This is a genomic window from Pseudomonas sp. MH10, from assembly GCF_034353045.1.
Taxonomy (GTDB): Bacteria; Pseudomonadota; Gammaproteobacteria; order Pseudomonadales; family Pseudomonadaceae; genus Aquipseudomonas.
Map to the genome: position 1 here is coordinate 3,107,855 of NZ_CP133783.1, position 19,555 is coordinate 3,127,409.

The 19,555-nt window shown below is 56.4% G+C and carries 11 protein-coding genes and 1 tRNA gene; 3 read left to right on the plus strand and 9 right to left on the minus strand.

Going from position 1 to position 19,555, the window contains the following annotated elements:
* Window positions 1-3: 3 nt before the first annotated feature.
* Complete coding sequence (locus tag RHM59_RS13910) at window positions 4-3,294, minus strand: transglutaminase family protein (RefSeq protein WP_322224403.1); 3,291 nt, start codon at window positions 3,292-3,294, stop codon at window positions 4-6.
* Between the two features lie 295 nt (window positions 3,295-3,589).
* Between RHM59_RS13910 and RHM59_RS13915 the strand changes: the two genes are divergently transcribed.
* Entirely contained in the window at window positions 3,590-7,921 is a 4,332-nt protein-coding gene (locus RHM59_RS13915) for a hypothetical protein (protein WP_322224405.1), read from the plus strand.
* A gap of 49 nt (window positions 7,922-7,970) precedes the next feature.
* Here RHM59_RS13915 and RHM59_RS13920 read toward each other — a convergent pair whose 3' ends face one another.
* The 6 genes from RHM59_RS13920 to rpsF all read right to left on the minus strand — a co-directional run bounded on the left by RHM59_RS13920 (window position 7,971) and on the right by rpsF (window position 14,085).
* A complete protein-coding gene (locus RHM59_RS13920) occupies window positions 7,971-10,271 on the minus strand; it encodes a YgiQ family radical SAM protein (protein ID WP_322184237.1) in 2,301 nt (766 codons plus the stop codon).
* A 226-nt stretch (window positions 10,272-10,497) separates the two neighbouring features.
* Window positions 10,498-11,892 (minus strand): replicative DNA helicase, encoded by a 1,395-nt coding sequence (dnaB, locus tag RHM59_RS13925; protein ID WP_322167391.1) that lies wholly within the window; start codon window positions 11,890-11,892, stop codon window positions 10,498-10,500.
* 109 nt (window positions 11,893-12,001) lie between these two features.
* Window positions 12,002-12,448, minus strand: a complete 447-nt coding sequence (gene rplI / locus RHM59_RS13930) for a 50S ribosomal protein L9 (protein ID WP_322167390.1) — start codon at window positions 12,446-12,448, stop codon at window positions 12,002-12,004.
* A 19-nt stretch (window positions 12,449-12,467) separates the two neighbouring features.
* The gene (locus RHM59_RS13935) at window positions 12,468-13,364 is read right to left on the minus strand and encodes a hypothetical protein (protein WP_322224407.1); all 897 of its coding nucleotides are present in this window, start codon (window positions 13,362-13,364) and stop codon (window positions 12,468-12,470) included.
* Between the two features lie 36 nt (window positions 13,365-13,400).
* Window positions 13,401-13,631, minus strand: coding sequence for a 30S ribosomal protein S18 (gene rpsR, locus RHM59_RS13940; RefSeq protein ID WP_002551829.1), 231 nt, complete (start codon window positions 13,629-13,631; stop codon window positions 13,401-13,403).
* 28 nt (window positions 13,632-13,659) lie between these two features.
* Window positions 13,660-14,085 carry a 30S ribosomal protein S6 gene (rpsF, locus tag RHM59_RS13945; protein ID WP_322167388.1) on the minus strand — a complete coding sequence of 142 codons (426 nt, stop codon included), beginning with the start codon at window positions 14,083-14,085 and terminating at the stop codon, window positions 13,660-13,662.
* A gap of 251 nt (window positions 14,086-14,336) precedes the next feature.
* On the opposite strand from rpsF, the gene RHM59_RS13950 reads away from it, so the two are divergent.
* The gene (locus RHM59_RS13950) at window positions 14,337-15,437 is read left to right on the plus strand and encodes an IS110 family transposase (RefSeq protein WP_322167083.1); all 1,101 of its coding nucleotides are present in this window, start codon (window positions 14,337-14,339) and stop codon (window positions 15,435-15,437) included.
* Between the two features lie 339 nt (window positions 15,438-15,776).
* On the opposite strand, the gene rlmB is transcribed toward RHM59_RS13950, so the two are convergent.
* Both rlmB and rnr read right to left on the minus strand, forming a co-directional pair.
* The gene (rlmB, locus tag RHM59_RS13955; protein WP_322167387.1) at window positions 15,777-16,535 is read right to left on the minus strand and encodes a 23S rRNA (guanosine(2251)-2'-O)-methyltransferase RlmB; all 759 of its coding nucleotides are present in this window, start codon (window positions 16,533-16,535) and stop codon (window positions 15,777-15,779) included.
* Window positions 16,532-19,159, minus strand: a complete 2,628-nt coding sequence (gene rnr / locus RHM59_RS13960; RefSeq protein WP_322224409.1) for a ribonuclease R — start codon at window positions 19,157-19,159, stop codon at window positions 16,532-16,534. Before rnr ends, rlmB begins: the two co-directional genes overlap by 4 nt.
* Before the next feature lie 234 nt (window positions 19,160-19,393).
* Between rnr and RHM59_RS13965 the strand changes: the two genes are divergently transcribed.
* Window positions 19,394-19,480 (plus strand) — tRNA-Leu (locus RHM59_RS13965).
* Window positions 19,481-19,555 lie beyond the last annotated feature (75 nt).

Sequence of the window (19,555 nt, forward strand, 5' to 3'; positions counted from 1 at the left end):
TTTTTAGTGAAGACGCATATCCAGCGTCATGGGCAGCTCATCATTCACGGTCAGCAACGGCACTTCCAATTTGCCGGGGCTATGGCCAATGCGGAAGAAGCGGGAAAGACGTCGACTTTCGGCTTCGTTGGCATTAACTGGCAAGGTTTCATAATTGCGCCCGCCGGGATGCGCGACATGATACTCGCAGCCGCCCAAGGAACGCTGCATCCATGTGTCCAGCAGGTCGAAAACCAACGGCGCATGCGCCGGAATGTTCGGCTGCAGGCAGTTGGACGGTTGCCAAGCGCGATAACGCACGCCGGCGACGAACTCACCGACACGCCCGGTGGGTTGCAGCGGCACCGGAATGCCGTTGCAGGTCAGCATGTAACGCTGCGGCGGCAATCCATTAAGTTTGACTTGCAAGCGCTCCAACGACGAATCGACATAACGGACCGCACCACCGGCCGCACCCTCCTCGCCCAACACATGCCAAGGCTCCAACGCCTGACGGATTTCCAATTCGATGCCGCTGACCGCGTAATCACCGACTTTCGGGAAACGAAACTCCAGATGCGCGGCAAACCATTCGGCACGCAACGGATAACCGGCGGCAGTCAACTCGACGATAACGTCGGCGAAATCCTGTTCGATAAAGTGCGGCAGCATGAAGCGGTCATGCAATTGCGTACCCCACCGCGCCAGCTTGGCCGGTGCATAGGGTTCACGCCAGAAACGCGCAACCAATGCCCGTAGCAGTAATTGTTGAGCCAGACTCATGCGGGCATGGGGCGGCATTTCAAACGCGCGCAATTCCAGCAAGCCCAACCGGCCGGTCGCGCCGTCCGGGGAATACAACTTGTCGACGCAGAATTCCGCCCGATGTGTATTACCGGTGACGTCGATCAATAGGTTACGCAGCAGCCGATCCACCAGCCATGGCGCGCACTCTTCACCTGGCTCTGGCATCTGCGAGAAGGCGATTTCCATCTCATAAAGCGAGTCGTTGCGGGCTTCATCCACACGCGGCGCCTGGGAGGTCGGGCCAATGAACAGGCCAGAAAACAGGTACGACAGCGACGGATGGTTGTGCCAATAGCTGAGCAAACTGCGCAGTAAATCGGGACGGCGTAAAAACGGTGAATCCGCAGGCGTCGCGCCGCCAAGGACGAAGTGGTTACCACCACCGGTGCCAGTGTGACGACCATCGATCATGAATTTCTCGGTGGTCAGTCGAGTCAGCCGCGCCTGCTCGTAGAGAAACTCGGTGCGCTCAACCAACTCATCCCAACTGGACGACGGCTGTACGTTGACTTCAATCACACCTGGATCAGGCGTGATACGGAAGTTCGCCAGACGCGGGTCGCTTGGCGGTTCGTACCCTTCGAGCAAAACCGGGCAATGCAACTCCTCAGCCGTGGCTTCCACCGCGCTGACCAGTTCGAGGTAATCCTCAAGCTTTTCCAGCGGCGGCATGAACACGTACAGACGCCCATCCCGGGCCTCGGCACACAGCGCCGTGCGCGTCAGCCAATGGGCGGACTCGGCAGCTTTGGGTTCGCGTTCTTCATTGGCGTCGACCTGTTCGGTCAGGCTGTTGAGCTGCGATTTCACCTGATCGCTGCTCGGCAGCGCAGGGAAGTCCTGGTTATGGTCGGTGGGGTGAATGAACGGATATTCCGAAGCCTTGACCCAGGGTTGCGAGGCCAGCGGCAGCCGGTAACCCAGCGCCGAATCCCCCGGCACCAGTCGGCAATGTTCGTCACGCAGGAACCAGCGGCCGCTTTGCCATTTATCGCCCGCCTTCGCCCGGGACAGCGGCAGCACTTGGCCGATGACTTTATCCAGACCTTGGGTGAAGACCTTGCGCAGACGAGCACGCTCCTGCTTGTCTTCGAGACGTGAGTCCTCGGCGCTGACGTTCAGGGGCAACGCCCCTTCGCGCCACAGGTAGTAGAAATTGTCTTCGTAAGCCGGAAACACGAAACGCACCGGCAACTTCAGGCGCTCGGCAACGCTGGCGAGGAAGCGCCCGGCCATTTCGCCATCGGCGCCGTACTCTTCTGTTTCATCGGCAATCAGTGCGTTGTTGTGCCAGACCGGTTGGCCGTCTTTGCGCCAAAAGCAGTTCAGCGACCAGCGCGGCAGTTGCTCGCCGGGGTACCACTTGCCTTGACCGAAGTGCACGATCCCCAGCGGCGCGTAGTGCTTGCGCATGCGCTGATAGAGTTCGGCAGAGAGCTTGCGCTTTTCCGGGCCCAGGGCTGCGGTGTTCCATTCGTCGCCGTCGCGGTCGTCAATGGACACGAAGGTCGGTTCGCCGCCCATGGTCAGGCGCACGTCGTCGGCGATCAGATCGGTGTCGATTTTCCGGCCAAGGGCCTGAATCGCCAGCCATTGGTCTTCGCTGTACGGTTTGGTAACGCGGGGCGCCTCCCAAATCCGCTCAACTGACATCTCGTGGGTGAACTCGGTTTCGCACGGTTCAACCAAGCCACTGATTGGTGCCGCCGAGGACGGCTCGGGGCTACAGGCCAACGGAATATGGCCTTCACCCGCAAATAGGCCCGAGGTGGCATCAAGCCCGACCCAGCCAGCGCCAGGCAAGTAAACCTCGCACCATGCGTGCAGATCCGTGAAGTCGACATCGGTGCCGGAAGGCCCGTCTAGCGCTTCAACGTCGGCTTTGAGCTGGATCAGGTAACCCGATACAAATCGCGCCGCCATGCCCAAGTGGCGCATCAACTGCACCAACAGCCAGGCCGAGTCGCGGCAGGAACCGGACGCGTTGTCCAGCGTGAACTCGGGTGTCTGGACGCCCGGTTCCATGCGGATCAGGTACGCGATGTCTTGGCTTAGCCGCTGGTTCAGTGCCACCAAAAAGTCGATGGTCGGCAACGGCGTACGGTCGATGCTCGCCAGATAAGCGGCAAACTTCGGCGTCAGCGGTAACGTGGCAAGGTACGGCGCCAGTTCACGCTGCTCATCGCTGGCGTAAACAAAGGGGATCTTTTCCGCGTAGGGCTCAAGGAAGAAGTCGAACGGGTTGAACACCGCCATTTCGGCGACAAGATCGACTTCGACCCGCAGCTCGTTGGTTTTCTCAGGGAACACCAAACGCGCTAAATAATTGCCCTGAGGGTCTTGCTGCCAGTTGACGAAGTGTTGCTCAGGCAAGACTTTCAGGGAATAGGACAAAATCCGCGTGCGGCTGTGAGCCGCCGGACGTAGGCGCACGATCTGCGGACCCAGTTCAACCGCTCGGTCGTAGCGGTAATGCGTAACGTGGTGCAAGGCAATATGAATCGACACGGCGTGCCTCCTGCGAGCCTGAACGGTAATGGAACCGCGCAAGACTTATGCCATTCCAGCAAATACGGCGGTTTGCGGCCTGTAGCGTCACGCACAGCACCAAAATAGCGCCAAGCATGAGCCTCGGTGCAAGCGTCGCACATAAAAGGAGCTAGGACGACGCTCCTTTTGCGCACCGCTACTTCTCCTGCCCCCGAAATACCTATTTAGCCTCTTTGCTGCTCGCATTGCGGCTTACATGGCCTCTCCGGTACCGCTCGTCGGTGCTGCTTTTGTTTACCCAAGAGAGGTTTAAATGAATCAACCACTAGATGAACAGCCGTTCGAATTAAAAATAATCAATGGCAAAATAGGCTTTGCCCATTGGGGCCGGCATGAGCTGGCTGATTTCGATACCTTGCTGGGAATGCTCGGCAGTCAACGAAATCAAAATAAGCCGAACTTTGATTTTCCGTTGCTGACATTGGCACAACGCACGGCGCCAGATACACAGTCGCTACCCGTCGAACACGTAAGCCCAGCGCAACTCTTGTCTCGCTATCGTTTGGAACTACCCTCGAATCTATCCGACATCGACGCTTGCATCGAGACGCTAAATCTCGCGAAGGAAGCATTGCTGCGAACAATAATCAACGAATCGGTAACCATTGAAGAGCTGCTGGACAGCAACGGTCTAACGATCATCAAAAAAACTACTCAGGCATTCAAGGCTAGCAATACCGAGTCCATTCTCGACCAGTTGATATTTCCGGAACTGGTACAACTGGCGGTCGCAGACATTCGCCTACGCCCCATGGCCACGCTGGCTACATTATTGGAGTCGGCAACGGCGCAAGACCTTGGACAACACCTGCTTAAAGCACTCGACTGGTACGGAGCCGACGCTCAGGAAAAAACATCGCCCATCGTACTCGCGAAGTTGATTTTAAAAGCCATCGCACTGGAGCTTGACCCTGACTCCAACCTCAAAGGTTTTGATGTCGATCAAACGGCAAATTGGGGCAAAAGCTACGCCGCTATCTGCGCCGACATAGAACGCCACTTCACCTACTCAGGGATGGTTTTTTCGCCAGCGGCGGCACAGTTTGCAACAGTGATATTGGCGCCAAACTACCCGGCTGGATTAAAGGTCGATGGGGTTCCTGCACAACTGGCTTATCGACGCAGCACCGCATGGCTCCAACTGCAACATGGGATTCATCTCGCCGAAATACTCAGCCCTGGCGCGTCCCACCGGATGAGTTATCAGCAATTATTAACCTACCCGATGAACCTCATCACTGACGCCCCCGAAGAGACCATGGCGTTAATTTCCTCAACCCTAACGCCGCCGCTTCTTGACTGGGCGCAAGCCAATAGGTTGATCGGTTCAAAACCAAAAGACGGCTACACCGCCGATGATCTCGATAAAGCTTTCGCAGCGTTCAGCGAGCATGAACGCAACCTGAAAGAGGCCATCGAGCAATTGAAGAAAGCGCCACCTGACCGCCTGGTGATGACACAGCAAGCGTTAGACCAGCGAGGCATACCTGCAAACACCCTGTTTCTCGACCGCAGCGGCTACTCCAACGAATATATTCGTGCGAACGCCCGCTCATTTGCCTACAACCACCCGCTGGTTGTTATGCAGGGTTATAAGGCATTTGATTTACTCGCGACCGGGCGATTGAAGGGCGGTCAATCAACCTGGATGCCCGCTCTAGTCCGTGGACATGACGGCAACTACTACCCCAACTTTTTAAATATCTCATCGTTGCCCGATATTCCTTCCAAGTTCGCAGCTGCGTTCGACACATGGTGGGACGATACGGCGTTGGCCGTTCGCTCACTGGTCAACGCACTTCTGGATGATCTTGCGCAAGATGAACGCTTGGCTATCGAACAGGGGCAGGTACGGCTGCACACGCTTAGAAGCGGAAATCTGGACCTGTACAGCGCTTCTCATAACACACCGCACAATAAGGACTTGTTGAACACCCCAAGTCACACCCATCCAACGGTTGCGCGTTTTGGCTTTCTTCTCCATTCCATCCATCGCGGTAATCACTATTACCATGAGATTTTTCCCTATTCAGGGTTGATCCGTCGGCGTGACGACCTTGTTCAACACCGCACGGCCCTTGAAAGCCGCAGCACTGCAACGCTGCCATTTGATTGGACCGCCTACTCCACCGGCACCGCGCCTGATCTTCAGGCCAAATCAAGGGTGATCGTTCATCACCTAAACACCTACGGCCCCCCCCAAGCCCCCTTCGAACATCTGATCTCGTTTCCTCGTCGCAAGCAGATAATCAATGACATCGCTCGCCAGATCGGGCTTAGAAATAGGCAACAACTGTTTGAAATGAAGCGCGGGTCCACCGCGTTTGAAAAGCCAAATGCACTGGTGGAGTTTTTGAAAAACTACATCATTCCGGTATGGGGCCCCCTCGAAGACCTGATCGAGGCGGCCCAATCACCTCGCGGACAGTTAAGAGCGTTATTGGCAACCCTCAGTTTGACGCTGGATATTCTGTCCATTGTCTTTCCCGTTGCGAAAGTCGCCGGACTCTCCACCCGCTTTGTCAAAACGACTGCGACCTTCGGTTTAAGGGCCGGACTGCCGCGCCTCGGTACGTTGGCCAAAGGCATGGCGGTGGCAGCTCACCAGACATTGAACCCGGCTGCCGGCATCACTGGCGTGCTCAAGTTCGTCGGAAAGATCCCGCTTCGATTGAATCGCGCGGGCCTTAACCTGATTGAAACCGGAATTATTCAGGCGAGAAAACTGTTGGATCTGGCCTCGTCTCGCCGCGCAGCGCTCCTTTCCCTCAGCAGCCGTCAAGCCACTGCCTGGACACAAAAGACTGCGAATTACCGGATGAACACTGTTGACGAGTGGTCAAACGTGGTCGTTTTTGAAGATGACTTTAGGTCACTGACTCGCCCCGGCCGTTATCTCGTCGACCCCCAGACTCATCGCCCGTACGGTTCTGCGTTAATGCAACTCAATGACGCGGGCGACCTCAGCCGAAAAGCACCCTATGAAATCGAAATCAGTCATCAGAATGGCAACTGGGCGGTGTTGGATGACACGCCGGACCTGAGCAAAACCTGGGTTCTCTGGGGGGATGAACTGACGTTAGACGCTGGGGGCATCAGCTACAAGCTTGTTCCCAAGGGCGAAGGCTCCGTCTTGCGTCGTAGCGAGTCTTTCGACGCAGGCGATAGGCTGAAGTCGACTACGGTTGCCACCTGCCGCCTACCTCGCGGCCTTGATTTGAAACATTGCTCGGCAAATACCTTTAGAAACGTCAACCACAGCGGCCTTCAGGCGCGGACCAACCTGGGAAGAAACGTGCAGCCCTGGTTCACCGACATCAGCATCACAGCTTCACAAAACACCGGCGAGTTTGTCCATAACCGTTTTATCTGGCGCTCCCAAAACAGCAATTACTTGAAAACGATTAAACACAAGCTGGGGCCAGACCAGTACAAGGTTTCGATTTTGGCCGAGGTCACGGGTGGCAATGACATATTTAAAAGAATCACCGTAAAAGGAGGCATCGTCGGGACCATCAATGACACGCGGGAGATTTCCGCCGTGGTGGCCGTGCGCAGAGGCAACGGCCTCAAAGTAATCGTGACGCGCGTAGATGATCAGGCTTACTACAAGGCTGTATTTACGGAGGGGCAAAAAAACATCACGTTCGAGAGAATGCAGGTCAACCTCAAAAGCGCGCCCACGACCCAGCTCTCCGACAATGACTATCTGGCGCATATTTACAACGGATCCTTCGATGCGAACGCGTTCATCAAAACGTTAAGCCCAGATGTCATAAACGCTGATTTGAAGACAATCAAAGCTGAAATAGACGCCGGTAGAACCCCCTACATCAACCGCTACATCGGCGGCCCTTACGACATGGGGACCACGGCGGAAGAAGCGGCATTGTTTTGCAAATACACGCGTTCACACTTCGAGATCGTTCCCCGGAAAACCAGCCCGTACTGGAAGGCAATTTCCAAGGGCACGCCGTTAGCCGCAAGGACAGAAATCGCCAACCAACTGAACCGGCTGCATTTGTCACCCCGCAAGTTCACCGCCGACAATATCCTTATGCCGCATACCACTCGACTGATGTCTCAAAACAATAAAAACCTTGCGTACATGAAAGTCAGCTTCAAAGACCCCGAGGCCCACGCGGATAAAGTGTTCTATGCCATTTCAGGATTGAAAAAGACCGACACCGACGTAGAACTGACGAAATTCATTGAAGGCAAACGTAGCGCCGAAGCGGGGTGGACGATACGAGATGGCTTAGCGCATTCGTCTGACAATGTAAGTTATATCAACAGCCAGAGAACCCGTATGGCCACCGGCGGTCAGCGCGACCCAGACGAAGTCATCTTCCTGCCCGACCTAAAATCTCACTCCGAACTATTGCCGAGCGGAAACCATCGGATGCTGGATACAGAGCACATGATTTTGAACAGGTTTTATAAAGAAAAGATCGACTTTAAGGACGTGGAGTCGATTCATGTGTTCTCGACCAAACCAACGTGCGCGTCGTGCACCATGGGCTTAGCCGGACTAAGAGCACATTTGCCGGAGGGCAAGTTCGAGGTGTTCGAAGGGATCAACTGAATATAAAAAGCCAGCCCTGGGGCTGGCTTTTTAACAGGCAATAAACGCCTTAACGCGGGACGACGGGCTTGCGCTTCGGCGGTTTCGGACCTTTGCCCTTCGCAGCATCGATACGCTCTTTGGTCGCTTGCTTGTTGCGAGCGAACGCAGCGGCTTTGGCTTCTTCACGCTTGTCCCATGGGTTGCCGCCATCGCTCGCGCGAGGTGGCAAGCCGGTGTGCTGGGTCTGAATCAACGTGGTCTTGGCCACTTTATGGCTGCCGACTGGTGTCGAGTTCTTGCGGCGCGCGCTCTGGTAACCGTCAGTGGCAGGCTGATGCAAAGGAATCAGTTGGTCTTTGCCTGAACCGATCAAATCTGCACGGCCCATACGGATAAGAGCTTCACGTAGCGACGGCCAGCCTTTCGGGTCGTGGTAGCGCAAGAACGCCTTGTGCAACCGGCGCTGCTCTTCGCTTTTAACGATGGTCACCGAATCGCTCTTGTACGTGACCTTGCGCAGTGGGTTTTTACCCGAGTGGTACATCGCCGTGGCCGTGGCCATCGGTGACGGGTAGAACGCCTGCACCTGATCGGCGCGGAAACCGCTGCCCTTGAGCCACAGTGCCAGGTTCATCATGTCTTCATCGGTGGTGCCGGGGTGGGCAGCGATGAAGTAAGGAATCAGGTACTGCTCTTTACCGGCCTCTTTCGAGTACTTCTCGAACATGCGCTTGAATTTGTCATAGCTGCCAATGCCCGGCTTCATCATCTGATTGAGCGGACCTTCCTCGGTGTGTTCCGGGGCAATCTTCAGGTAACCACCCACGTGATGGGTCACCAGCTCTTTAACGTATTCCGGCGACTCGACCGCAAGGTCATAACGCAGGCCGGAAGCAATCAGGATTTTCTTCACGCCCGGCAACGCCCGTGCGCTGCGATACAGCTGAATCAGCGACGAATGGTCGGTGTTCAGGTTCGGGCAAATGCCGGGGAATACGCACGACGGTTTACGGCAAGCAGACTCGATCTCAGTACTCTTGCAGGCGATGCGGTACATGTTCGCCGTCGGGCCACCGAGGTCGGAAATAACCCCGGTGAAACCTGGAACCTTGTCGCGGATCTCTTCGATTTCGCGAATGATCGACTCTTCGGAACGGTTCTGAATGATCCGGCCTTCGTGCTCGGTGATTGAGCAGAAGGTACAGCCGCCGAAGCAGCCGCGCATGATGTTCACCGAGAACCGGATCATGTCGTAGGCCGGGATTTTTTCCTTGCCATACGCCGGGTGCGGAATGCGCGCGTATGGCATGCCAAACACGTAGTCCATCTCTTCGGTGGTCATGGGAATCGGCGGCGGATTGAACCAGACGTCGACTTCGCCGTGCTTCTGTACCAAGGCGCGAGCGTTACCTGGGTTGGTTTCCAGGTGCAACACGCGGTTGGCGTGGGCATAGAGCACGGAGTCAGCGCGGACTTTTTCCATCGACGGCAAACGGATAACCGTTTTATCGCGGGTCATCCGAGGGCTGGCCAGCAACTGCACGACCTTGGCTTCCTGCGGATCGTCTACCGGGCCTTTTTCTTGCTCGATGGCGCAGGCTTGGGTGTCCTGAGTATTGACGTACGGGTTGATGATCTTATCGACCTTGCCCGGACGATCGATACGTGTGGAGTCGACCTCGTACCAGCCTGCCGGCGTATCGCGACGGATGAACGCGGTGCCGCGAACGTCAGTGATGTCTTCAATCTTGTGGCCGTACGACAAACGCTGGGCGACTTCGACGATGGCGCGTTCGGCGTTGCCGTATAGCAGGATGTCGGCGCAAGCGTCGATCAGAATCGAATTACGCACCCGGTCCTGCCAGTAATCATAATGCGCGATGCGGCGCAATGAAGCCTCAATGCCGCCCAATACGATGGGCACGTGCTTGTAGGCTTCTTTGCAACGCTGGCTGTATACCAGACTCGCACGGTCCGGACGCTTGCCGGCCATACCGCCAGGCGTGTAAGCATCATCGGAGCGGACTTTTTTGTCAGCGGTGTAGCGGTTGATCATCGAGTCCATGTTGCCAGCGGCGACGCCGAAGAACAGGTTCGGCTCGCCGAGCTTCATGAAATCGTCTTTGGAATGCCAGTCTGGCTGGGCAATGATCCCGACGCGGAAGCCCTGAGACTCCAACAGCCGGCCAATGATCGCCATGCCAAAAGACGGGTGATCCACGTAGGCGTCACCGGTAACAATAATGATGTCGCAGGAATCCCAGCCAAGTTGATCCATCTCTTCCCGGCTCATGGGCAGGAAAGGTGCTGGCCCGAAACACTCGGCCCAGTACTTGGGATAGTCAAATAACGGCTTGGCTGCTTGCATATCAAAAAACCTGCACGTGTACACGTTGGAAAATCGCGGGCGCGGAATATAGCACAAAATTTGACCAATTCCGACGGTAATGGTCGGAATTAGCAGCGGAAGAATTTGATACGGGCACACTGTGGGACCGAATTCATTTGGGAAGGCGTTGGGTCAACTACAAAGGTCGCCGGACGTGCAATTCATTCCCGAATACATTCGGTCCCAGAAGGCCGGAAGCGTCGCATCAATCGTCGTCGAAGTTGTAACTGCCCGGCGCGAGGTTTTCGAATCGGGTGTATTTGCCGATGAACGCCAGCCGCGTAGTGCCGATTGGGCCGTTACGCTGCTTGCCGATGATGATTTCAGCGATGCCTTTGTGCTCGGTTTCGGGGTGATACACCTCGTCCCGGTACACGAACATGATCACGTCAGCATCCTGCTCGATCGCTCCGGATTCCCGCAGGTCGGAGTTGATCGGGCGCTTGTTCGGCCGTTGCTCCAGGGAACGGTTGAGCTGAGACAAGGCGACCACGGGGCATTGAAATTCTTTGGCCAAGGACTTCAACGAACGAGAAATCTCGGAAATCTCATTGGTACGGTTGTCACCGCTTGAGCCAGGAATCTGCATCAATTGCAGGTAGTCGATCATGATCAGGCCAACTTCGCCGTGCTCACGCACCACCCGGCGAGTCCGCGCGCGCATTTCCGACGGGCTGATACCGGCAGTGTCATCGATGAACAGTTTGCGGTCGTTGAGCAGATTGACCGCCGAGGTCAGGCGTGGCCAATCATCGTCTTCCAGACGACCGGCGCGGACCTTGCTCTGATCGATACGACCCAGCGACGACAACATACGCATGATCAGTGATTCACCTGGCATTTCCAGTGAATACACCAGCACTACTTTGTCGCTACGAAGCACGGCGTTTTCCACCAGGTTCATGGCGAACGTGGTTTTACCCATCGACGGACGGCCGGCAACGATGATCAGGTCAGACGGTTGCAGGCCGCTGGTTTTCTCGTCCAGGTCGGTATAACCGGTGGACAAGCCCGTTATCGCGTTATCCGTGTTGAACAGCGTGTCGATGCGATCAATGGCTTTGGTCAGCAGGTCGGTAACGCTGACCGGGCCACCACTTTTCGGGCGTGCTTCGGCAATCTGGAAGATCTGCCGCTCAGCTTCGTCGAGAATCTCGGCGGCGCTGCGGCCTTCCGGATTAAACGCGCTGTCAGCGATTTCCGCACTAATGCCAATCAACTGCCGCAAGGTCGCCCGCTCGCGCACGATTTGCGCATAAGCCTTGATGTTGGCGACGGACGGAATGTTTTTCGCCAGTTCACTCAGATAACCCAGACCGCCAACCTGCGACGTATGACCTTCTTTGTCCAGTTGCTCGGACAGGGTAACCACGTCGATAGGGCTGTTCTGGTCGGCCAGTTTAGCGATGGCACGGAAGATCAGACGGTGATCGTGTCGATAAAAGTCGCCATCGGATACTTGATCGAGCACGCGCTCCCAGGCGTTGTTGTCCAGCATCAAACCACCGAGCACGGCCTGTTCGGCCTCGATGGAGTGCGGCGGCACCTTGAGGGCGGCAGTTTGCAGATCGTATTGCTCGGGGGCGGATATTTCGTTCATGGCCACTTAAAAATCAGGGAGAACAGAAAAACAAAGGGCACGACCTGTGAACAGGATCGTGCCCGATGTTAAACGTCTAGCGAGCAAGTCGCCAAGCGTTAAGTGCTGCTTAAGCAGCTACCACAATAACGCGTACGGTTGCTTCTACGTCGCTGTGCAGGTGCACGGCTACGTCGAATTCACCAACGTTACGGATAGTGCCGTTCGGCAGACGAACTTCGCTTTTTGCAACTTCAACGCCAGAGGCGGTCAGTGCATCAGCGATGTCGTGGGTGCCGATCGAACCGAACAGCTTGCCTTCGTCACCGGCGGTGGCAGTGATAGTCACTTCCAGCTCAGCCAGTTGGGCAGCGCGCGTTTCAGCCGAAGCTTTTTTGTCTGCAGCCAGTTTTTCCAGGTCAGCACGACGCTCTTCAAACGCAGCCACGTTGGCAGCGGTTGCAGCGGTTGCTTTGCCGTACGGCAGCAGATAGTTACGACCGTAACCGGCCTTAACATTTACTTTGTCGCCCAGGTTGCCCAGGTTCGCGACTTTTTCCAGAAGGATCAGTTGCATGTGAAAATCCTCTTAACTTTTAACCTTCACCGTCCGCAGAGCCGTTACCAACGTCTTTCGACGCAAAACGACCGCGAAAATCAATCAGGCTGTCGACGATGGCAAACACCACCAGCAACGGATAGATCAGCTGCATAAACAGCAACAGCGTTACGTACAACCCCACCAGCCAGAACCTGCCCAGTCGCTTTTCAGCAACCAGGCCATGAACCAAAGCCAGCCCGGCGAACATCAGCGGTACGCTGCACAACGGTGTCAACATCGCCATCTGAGGACCGAAATTCGGCCCCAGAAGCATGCACACCAGCAGCAACAACGCCGGTACCCTCGGGAGTCTTATGCTGCGAAATTCGCGGCCAAAACCACCAGGGTTGTACAACAACGCTTGCCAGTAACGCCCCAGAATCAGGGTCAGCACACTGACGATCTGCAACAAAGCCGCAATCAGGCCGTTTAGTACCGGTGCAATCAATGCTCCTAGTCGCGCTCGCTCTTCTACCGATAACTTCTGGTAGAGCCCGTCGAGGACTTGCGGCAGAAGTTTTTGCAACTCCTGCGCCATCACTTCGATGGGTTCGCGGAAAACCGCTCCCAAAACCACTGCGTACAACAGACCCAGTGCCACGCTGACCAGCAGCACGCGGACCCAGGACTCGCTGGCGCGTAACAACGCTGCCAACCCCAGCGAACCGAGCAACACCATAAAGGTGCGAGGTTCACCGAAATACCACCAGACCAAAGCCGGCAGTAAAGCCCAGGCGAGGATGCCAACGGCATCACTCAAACCGCGCCGCAGAAGCACAAGGCAACCTGCGGCAGCACTCAACCAAAACAACAACGGCAATGCCGCACATCCGACCACTACAAGAGTGGCCTGCACGCGGCCGCGCATGATGAAATTAGCCATGGCGCGCATGCGTTCTATCCCTTACTACTTGTCGACTGCCTGGTCTCAGCGGCCGTGGCTGTCGGTGTAGGCCAGCAGGGCCAGGAAGCGGGCACGCTTGATAGCGGTGGCCAGCTGACGCTGATAACGAGCTTTTGTACCGGTGATACGGCTTGGAACAATTTTGCCGGTCTCGGATACGTATGCTTTCAGAGTGTTGAGATCTTTGTAATCGATCTCCTTCACGTCTTCAGCGGTGAAGCGGCAGAATTTACGACGACGGAAGAAACGTGCCATGTAATTGGCTCCTCAAAAGGTCCGTGGATTACTCGTCAGCGTTATCGCTGGCGTCGCTGTTGTCACCGTCATCGCCATCGGCGTTGTCGGAGTGCTCAGGACGGTCACGACGCTCACGGCGCTCGCTGCGGTTTTCTTCGGCCTTGAGCATCTCGGACTGGCCAGTTACGGCTTCGTCGCGACGGATGACCAGGTTACGGATCACGGCATCGTTGTAACGGAAGTTGTCTTCCAGTTCAGCCAAAGCCTTACCGGTGCATTCAACGTTCAGCATCACGTAGTGAGCCTTGTGAACATTGTTGATTGCATAGGCCAATTGACGACGGCCCCAATCTTCCAGACGGTGAACTTTACCGCCGTCTTCTTCGATCAGCTTGGTGTAACGCTCTACCATGCCGCCGACTTGCTCGCTTTGATCCGGGTGGACCAAAAAGATGATTTCGTAATGACGCATGAATGCTCCTTACGGGTTGTAGCCTGCCGCTAAAAAACGGTCAGACAAGGAGTGAATGACACCTGTGAGTCTTGCCCAGCACAGGCACAGAAGCGCCTGCCATGACAGCAAGGGGCGCAATTGTAGAGAAGGTAGGGCGATGGCGCAAGGAGATTGGTGTACACATCTGTAATTGGATGGACTCGCCCAAGCCGAGGCGTCAATGCGCCACGGTGGCAGTCTAAGAAGCCAACGACAGCGAGGGCGAGTCCATGAAAAAGAATACGACGATTAATCAGTCTTTGTCTTCTGCCGCTCTATCGGCCTGCACGACAGTGGCGGTCGATCTTGCCAAGCGGGTATTCCAGGTCGCCGGGGAAGATGCCCTGGGCCATGTACTTTACGAAGAGCGGATCAAGTCGCGCGAAGCGTTTTTTACATTTCTGCGTCACCTGCCGCCAGAGGTCATAGTGCTGGTGGAAACTGGCCCAGGCGCTCAGTCGTGGGCGCGGCAGCTCCAGGATCAGGGCAATCTGGCGCGGATTCTTCCAGCGGGGTTGGTGGCTAATCATCGCAGCGGTGCCAAGAACGATCGCAACGATGCGCTGGCGATATTGCGTGCCGGCCGCGATAGCCGCATTGCGGCTGTGCCCATCAAAAGCACCGCAGCGCTGGCCATGCAGGCCTTGCATCGGGCTCGTCAGGGTTATGTACGCCGCCGTACAACGATCAGTAATCAGATGCGAGGCTTACTGTTAGAGCACGGCGTTGCGCTGGCGCAGGGCGATGTTGCTATCAGCCAAACCATACCCCGAGTGCTGGAAGACGCTACTCAGCCGTTGCCCGATATGTTGCGCGAACTGATAGACGAATTACTGGGTGAATGGCACCACACGGGCGAGCGAATCAACATCTTGACTGGCCGTCTGGAGACTGCTGCGAACGATGACAAAACCGCCAAACGGCTAATGACCGTGCGTGGTATCGGTCCGATTATCGCCACGGCACTGCTGGCCAAGCAGACTGAACCTGAACGCTTCTCCAATGCGCGCATGTTTGCCGCCTACTTCGGCATGGTGCCTGAGCAGCACAGCAGCGGGGAGCAGGTGCGCCTGGGCAAAATGAGCAAGCGAGGCGATGGCTACATACGCAGCTTGATGGTTCAGGGTGCCCATTCGGTGTTGAGGCAACTGCGGCCTGATTCACAGCAGCCCGACGATCTGCGGCTGCTGCGCTGGTTAGGGCGCCTGGGTCGAAAAGAGGCGGCGGTCCGGTTAGCGAACCGTAACCTGCGCATCGTCTGGGCGCTGCTACAGAATGAACAGACTTATCGCCGCCAACCGGCCAATGGCCAAGCTGCGATGGGCCACTGATCCACAGAGTTCTGCCACCGTGGCGCGAAAGCGCTTCAACCCTTGCTAGAAAACATTGACCCCAGGTCAGACCGTCGCGGATTGATGCCTTGGCTCCTACTGGCCCTTGAGGCCTGAATGTAATTGGCATACCGCGAGCTGAACCAATGTTGGCCAGAAGCCGAAGACGGCTTCCTCGAATAGGCCTTATACATAGATGCAACCGGGTAGCGGTGTTTAAAAGCGGGTTGACAGTGGAGGCGAGTCCATACATAGGAGCCAACGTGTTGGCGAGGCGGCAAGCACGGCATGACCGATACACCGCGCCAAGCCTTCGCCAACCAGTTGGCTTCTACAGGGTTACTTCTTGGCGGCTGCCTTCACGCTACGCTGGCGCAGGGCCTCGAACAGGCATACGCCAGTGGCGACGGACACGTTCAAACTGCTGACACTACCGGCCATCGGCAGTTTTACCAGGTAGTCGCAATGGTCACGCGTCAGGCGACGCATGCCTTTACCTTCAGCACCCATTATCAAGATAGTCGGACCGGTCAGGTCTTGCTGATACAACTCGACTTCAGCCTCCCCCGCCGTACCGACAACCCACAAACCACGCTGCTGCAGTTTTTCCAGTGTGCGCGCCAAGTTGGTGACTGCCACCAACGGAATCACTTCCGCTGCGCCGCAGGCTACTTTTCGCACGGTCGGCGTCAATGTTGCCGATTTGTCTTTCGGCACAATCACAGCCAACGCACCCGCCGCATCGGCGGTACGCAGGCAAGCGCCAAGGTTGTGCGGATCGGTCACGCCGTCCAACACCAAAATCAGGGGCGGACCTTCGGTACGATCGAGAAGCTCGTCAAGCATGGCTTCGCCCCACACCTGACTCGGACTGACGTCTGCAACAACACCTTGGTGCACGCCTTCGACCCAAACGTCCATTTCACGACGCTCAGCCTGACCCACCGCCACACGATTTTCGTTGGCGAGCTGGATCAATACCTGAACCCGCGGATCGTTACGATTTTCCGCCAGCCAGACTTGCTTGACCCGTTTCGGGTGATGTCGTAACAGTGCTTCTACGGCGTGAACGCCGTAGATTTTTTCCAGCGAACTCATGACTTGGCCTTAGGTTTACGCACTCCGCCGTTTTTGTCGGCAGGTGTCGAGCCCGCTTTGGGCGGGCCCTTACGATGTTTACTTGGTTTGGCTGGCTTACCCGTCGAAGCAGGGTCAGCTTTACTGGACTTTCCCGACGCCGCCTTTCCACCACCTTTCGCTTCGGACAGCAGAGCCTGCTTCATTTCACGGCTTTTGCGCACTTCAGCGTTTTTCGCCGCAGCATCACTTGGCCGATAAGCTTCGGCCGCTGGCGCAGCTTTCGCCGGAGCACCACGACGCCCGGAGGACTTGGCAGGCGCTTCGGTTTTTTCCGCCGGAGCCGGAGTGGTTTCAGCACCGCGACGCTTGCGACCAATCGGCGCGCTAATAGTCTTTTCGGACATCTCGAAGTCGATCTTGCGTTCGTCGAGGTCGACGCGCATGACCCGTACTTCAACCGTGTCGCCCAAGCGGAAACTACGGCCCGTGCGCTCGCCCGCCAAGCGGTGATGCACGGGGTCGAAGTGGTAGTAATCGCCCGGCAAGGCCGTTACGTGCACCAAGCCCTCGACGTAGATGTCAGTCAGCTCAACGAACAGACCGAAACCCGTCACCGCAGTGATTACGCCAGGGAATGATTCACCCACGCGGTCTTTCATGAACTCGCATTTGAGCCAGTTGACCACATCACGCGTGGCTTCATCGGCGCGACGCTCGCTCATGGAGCACTGCTCACCCAACTGTTCCAGCGCTGCTTCATCGTAAGGATAGATGCGCGCTTTCGGAATAGTCATGGCACCGGCGCGACGAACGTGTGGTGTGTCTTGCTTGGAGCGGATCACGCTACGAATCGCACGGTGCGTGAGCAGGTCCGGGTAGCGGCGGATCGGCGAAGTGAAGTGCGTATACGCTTCGTAATTCAGGCCGAAGTGGCCCTGATTGTCGGCGCTGTACACCGCTTGACTCAACGAACGCAGCATCACGGTCTGAATCAGGTGGAAATCCGGACGATCCTTGATGCTGGCCAGCAATGCCTGGTAATCCTTCGGCGACGGGCCATCTTTACCTTTGTGCAACGACAGACCCAGCTCGCCGAGGAACGCGCGAAGTTTTTCCAGGCGCTCTGGCGGCGGCCCGTCGTGGACGCGGTATAAGGCAGGAATTTCGTGCTTTTTCAAGAATGCAGCAGTGGCCACGTTGGCGGCCAGCATGCATTCTTCGATCAGTTTGTGAGCATCGTTACGCGTGGTCGGGCGAATTTCGGCGATTTTGCGCTCGGTACCGAAGATGATCCGGGTTTCCTGAGTCTCAAAATCGATCGCGCCACGGGTATGACGGGCGGCCAGCAGGACCTTGTACAGCGAGTACAGCTGCTTCAAGTCCGGCACAACGTCGGAATACTCTTCACGCAATTGCTTGGCTTCGGCCGTTTTCGGCTGCTCCAAGATCGCGCTGACCTTGTTATAGGTCAGGCGAGCGTGGGAGTGGATGACCCCTTCGTAGAACTGGTAGTCAGTCATTTCGCCGGTTTTCGAGATAGTCATCTCGCACACCATGGCCAAGCGATCAACGTGCGGGTTCAACGAGCACAAGCCGTTGGACAATTGCTCAGGGAGCATTGGCACAACGCGCTCCGGGAAGTACACCGAGTTACCGCGCACTTGCGATTCGGTATCCAGCGCTGAACCGATCTTGACGTAGCTCGATACGTCGGCAATAGCGACGTACAGCTTCCAGCCACCCGAGAACAAGCGCAGCTTGCCCGGCTTGGCTTCGCAGTAAACCGCATCGTCGAAGTCACGAGCGTCTTCGCCATCGATGGTCACGAACGGCAAGTGACGCAGGTCGACGCGATGCTCCTTGTCTTTCTCTTCCACTTCCGGCTTGAGCTTGGCGGCTTCTTTGAGCACCGCTTCTGGCCAGACATGCGGAATGTCATAGGTGCGCAGCGCGACATCGATTTCCATGCCAGGCGCCATGTAATTGCCGACCACCTCCACCACGTCGCCTTGCGGCTGGAACCGCGCCGTTGGCCAGTGAGTAATTTTCACTTCGACGAACTGACCGACCTTGGCGCTGGAATTGCGCCCCGGCGTGATCAGCACTTCTTGCTGGATCTTCGGGTTATCTGGCACAACAAAACCGATGCCGCCCTCTTCGAAGTAGCGACCCACGATGGTTTCATGGGCGCGGGAAATGACTTCCACCATCACACCTTCGCGGCGACCGCGGCGATCAAGACCGGAAACACGGGCCAAACCTCGATCACCGTCGAACACCAGACGCATCTGCGCCGGACTCATGAACAGGTCATCCGAGCCGTCATCCGGGATCAGGAAACCGAAGCCGTCACGGTGGCCCGAGATGCGACCGAGGATCAGATCGAGCTTATCCACAGGGGCATACGTGCCCCGGCGGGTGTAGATCAACTGAGCATCCCGCTCCATAGCGCGCAAGCGACGACGCAGGGCTTCGAACTGATCTTCAGTCGTTAGCCCAAACTCTTCCACCAATTGCTCACGACTTGCCGGCGACCCGCGGTCAGCAAGATGTTGCAAGATCAGCTCACGGCTGGGGATAGGGTTTTCGTATTTTTCCGCTTCACGCGCGGCCTCGGGATCGAGGGACTGCCAATCGGCCATTAGAATGAGTTCACCTTATCTATATTTATTTAGTTTGGCATATACCGGATTGAAACGCGAAGACACCATTTGTTACGCAGCCCCGCGATCCGAAAAAATATTTCACAGCGGGGGTTTACAGCTCCTACACTCATCCGTAAGATGCGCCCCACAACGACGGCAAACGTTGTTGTAGTTGAAAGTAAACGATAATTTCAGAGTTAAATCAGAATTTATTGGCGAACCCAACGAACTGCCCAGATGGTGAAATTGGTAGACACGCCAGCTTCAGGTGCTGGTGACCGCAAGGTCGTGGAAGTTCGAGTCTTCTTCTGGGCACCAATTTAAACAAAACCGAGCCACGTGCTCGGTTTTGTGCTTTCTGCGCTTGGGATTTCAAATCAAACATTTCATGCC

Bases quoted from the DNA above. Each gene is read 5' to 3' on its own strand.
- RHM59_RS13935 (WP_322224407.1), bottom strand. From the start codon at position 13,364: ATGCGCGCCATGGCTAATTTCATCATGCGCGGCCGCGTGCAGGCCACT.
- rpsF (WP_322167388.1), bottom strand. From the start codon at position 14,085: ATGCGTCATTACGAAATCATCTTTTTGGTCCACCCGGATCAAAGCGAG.
- RHM59_RS13950 (WP_322167083.1), top strand. From the start codon at position 14,337: ATGAAAAAGAATACGACGATTAATCAGTCTTTGTCTTCTGCCGCTCTA.
- rlmB (WP_322167387.1), bottom strand. From the start codon at position 16,535: ATGAGTTCGCTGGAAAAAATCTACGGCGTTCACGCCGTAGAAGCACTG.
- rpsR (WP_002551829.1), bottom strand. From the start codon at position 13,631: ATGGCACGTTTCTTCCGTCGTCGTAAATTCTGCCGCTTCACCGCTGAA.
- RHM59_RS13915 (WP_322224405.1), top strand. From the start codon at position 3,590: ATGAATCAACCACTAGATGAACAGCCGTTCGAATTAAAAATAATCAAT.
- rplI (WP_322167390.1), bottom strand. From the start codon at position 12,448: ATGCAACTGATCCTTCTGGAAAAAGTCGCGAACCTGGGCAACCTGGGC.
- RHM59_RS13920 (WP_322184237.1), bottom strand. From the start codon at position 10,271: ATGCAAGCAGCCAAGCCGTTATTTGACTATCCCAAGTACTGGGCCGAG.
- dnaB (WP_322167391.1), bottom strand. From the start codon at position 11,892: ATGAACGAAATATCCGCCCCCGAGCAATACGATCTGCAAACTGCCGCC.
- rnr (WP_322224409.1), bottom strand. From the start codon at position 19,159: ATGGCCGATTGGCAGTCCCTCGATCCCGAGGCCGCGCGTGAAGCGGAA.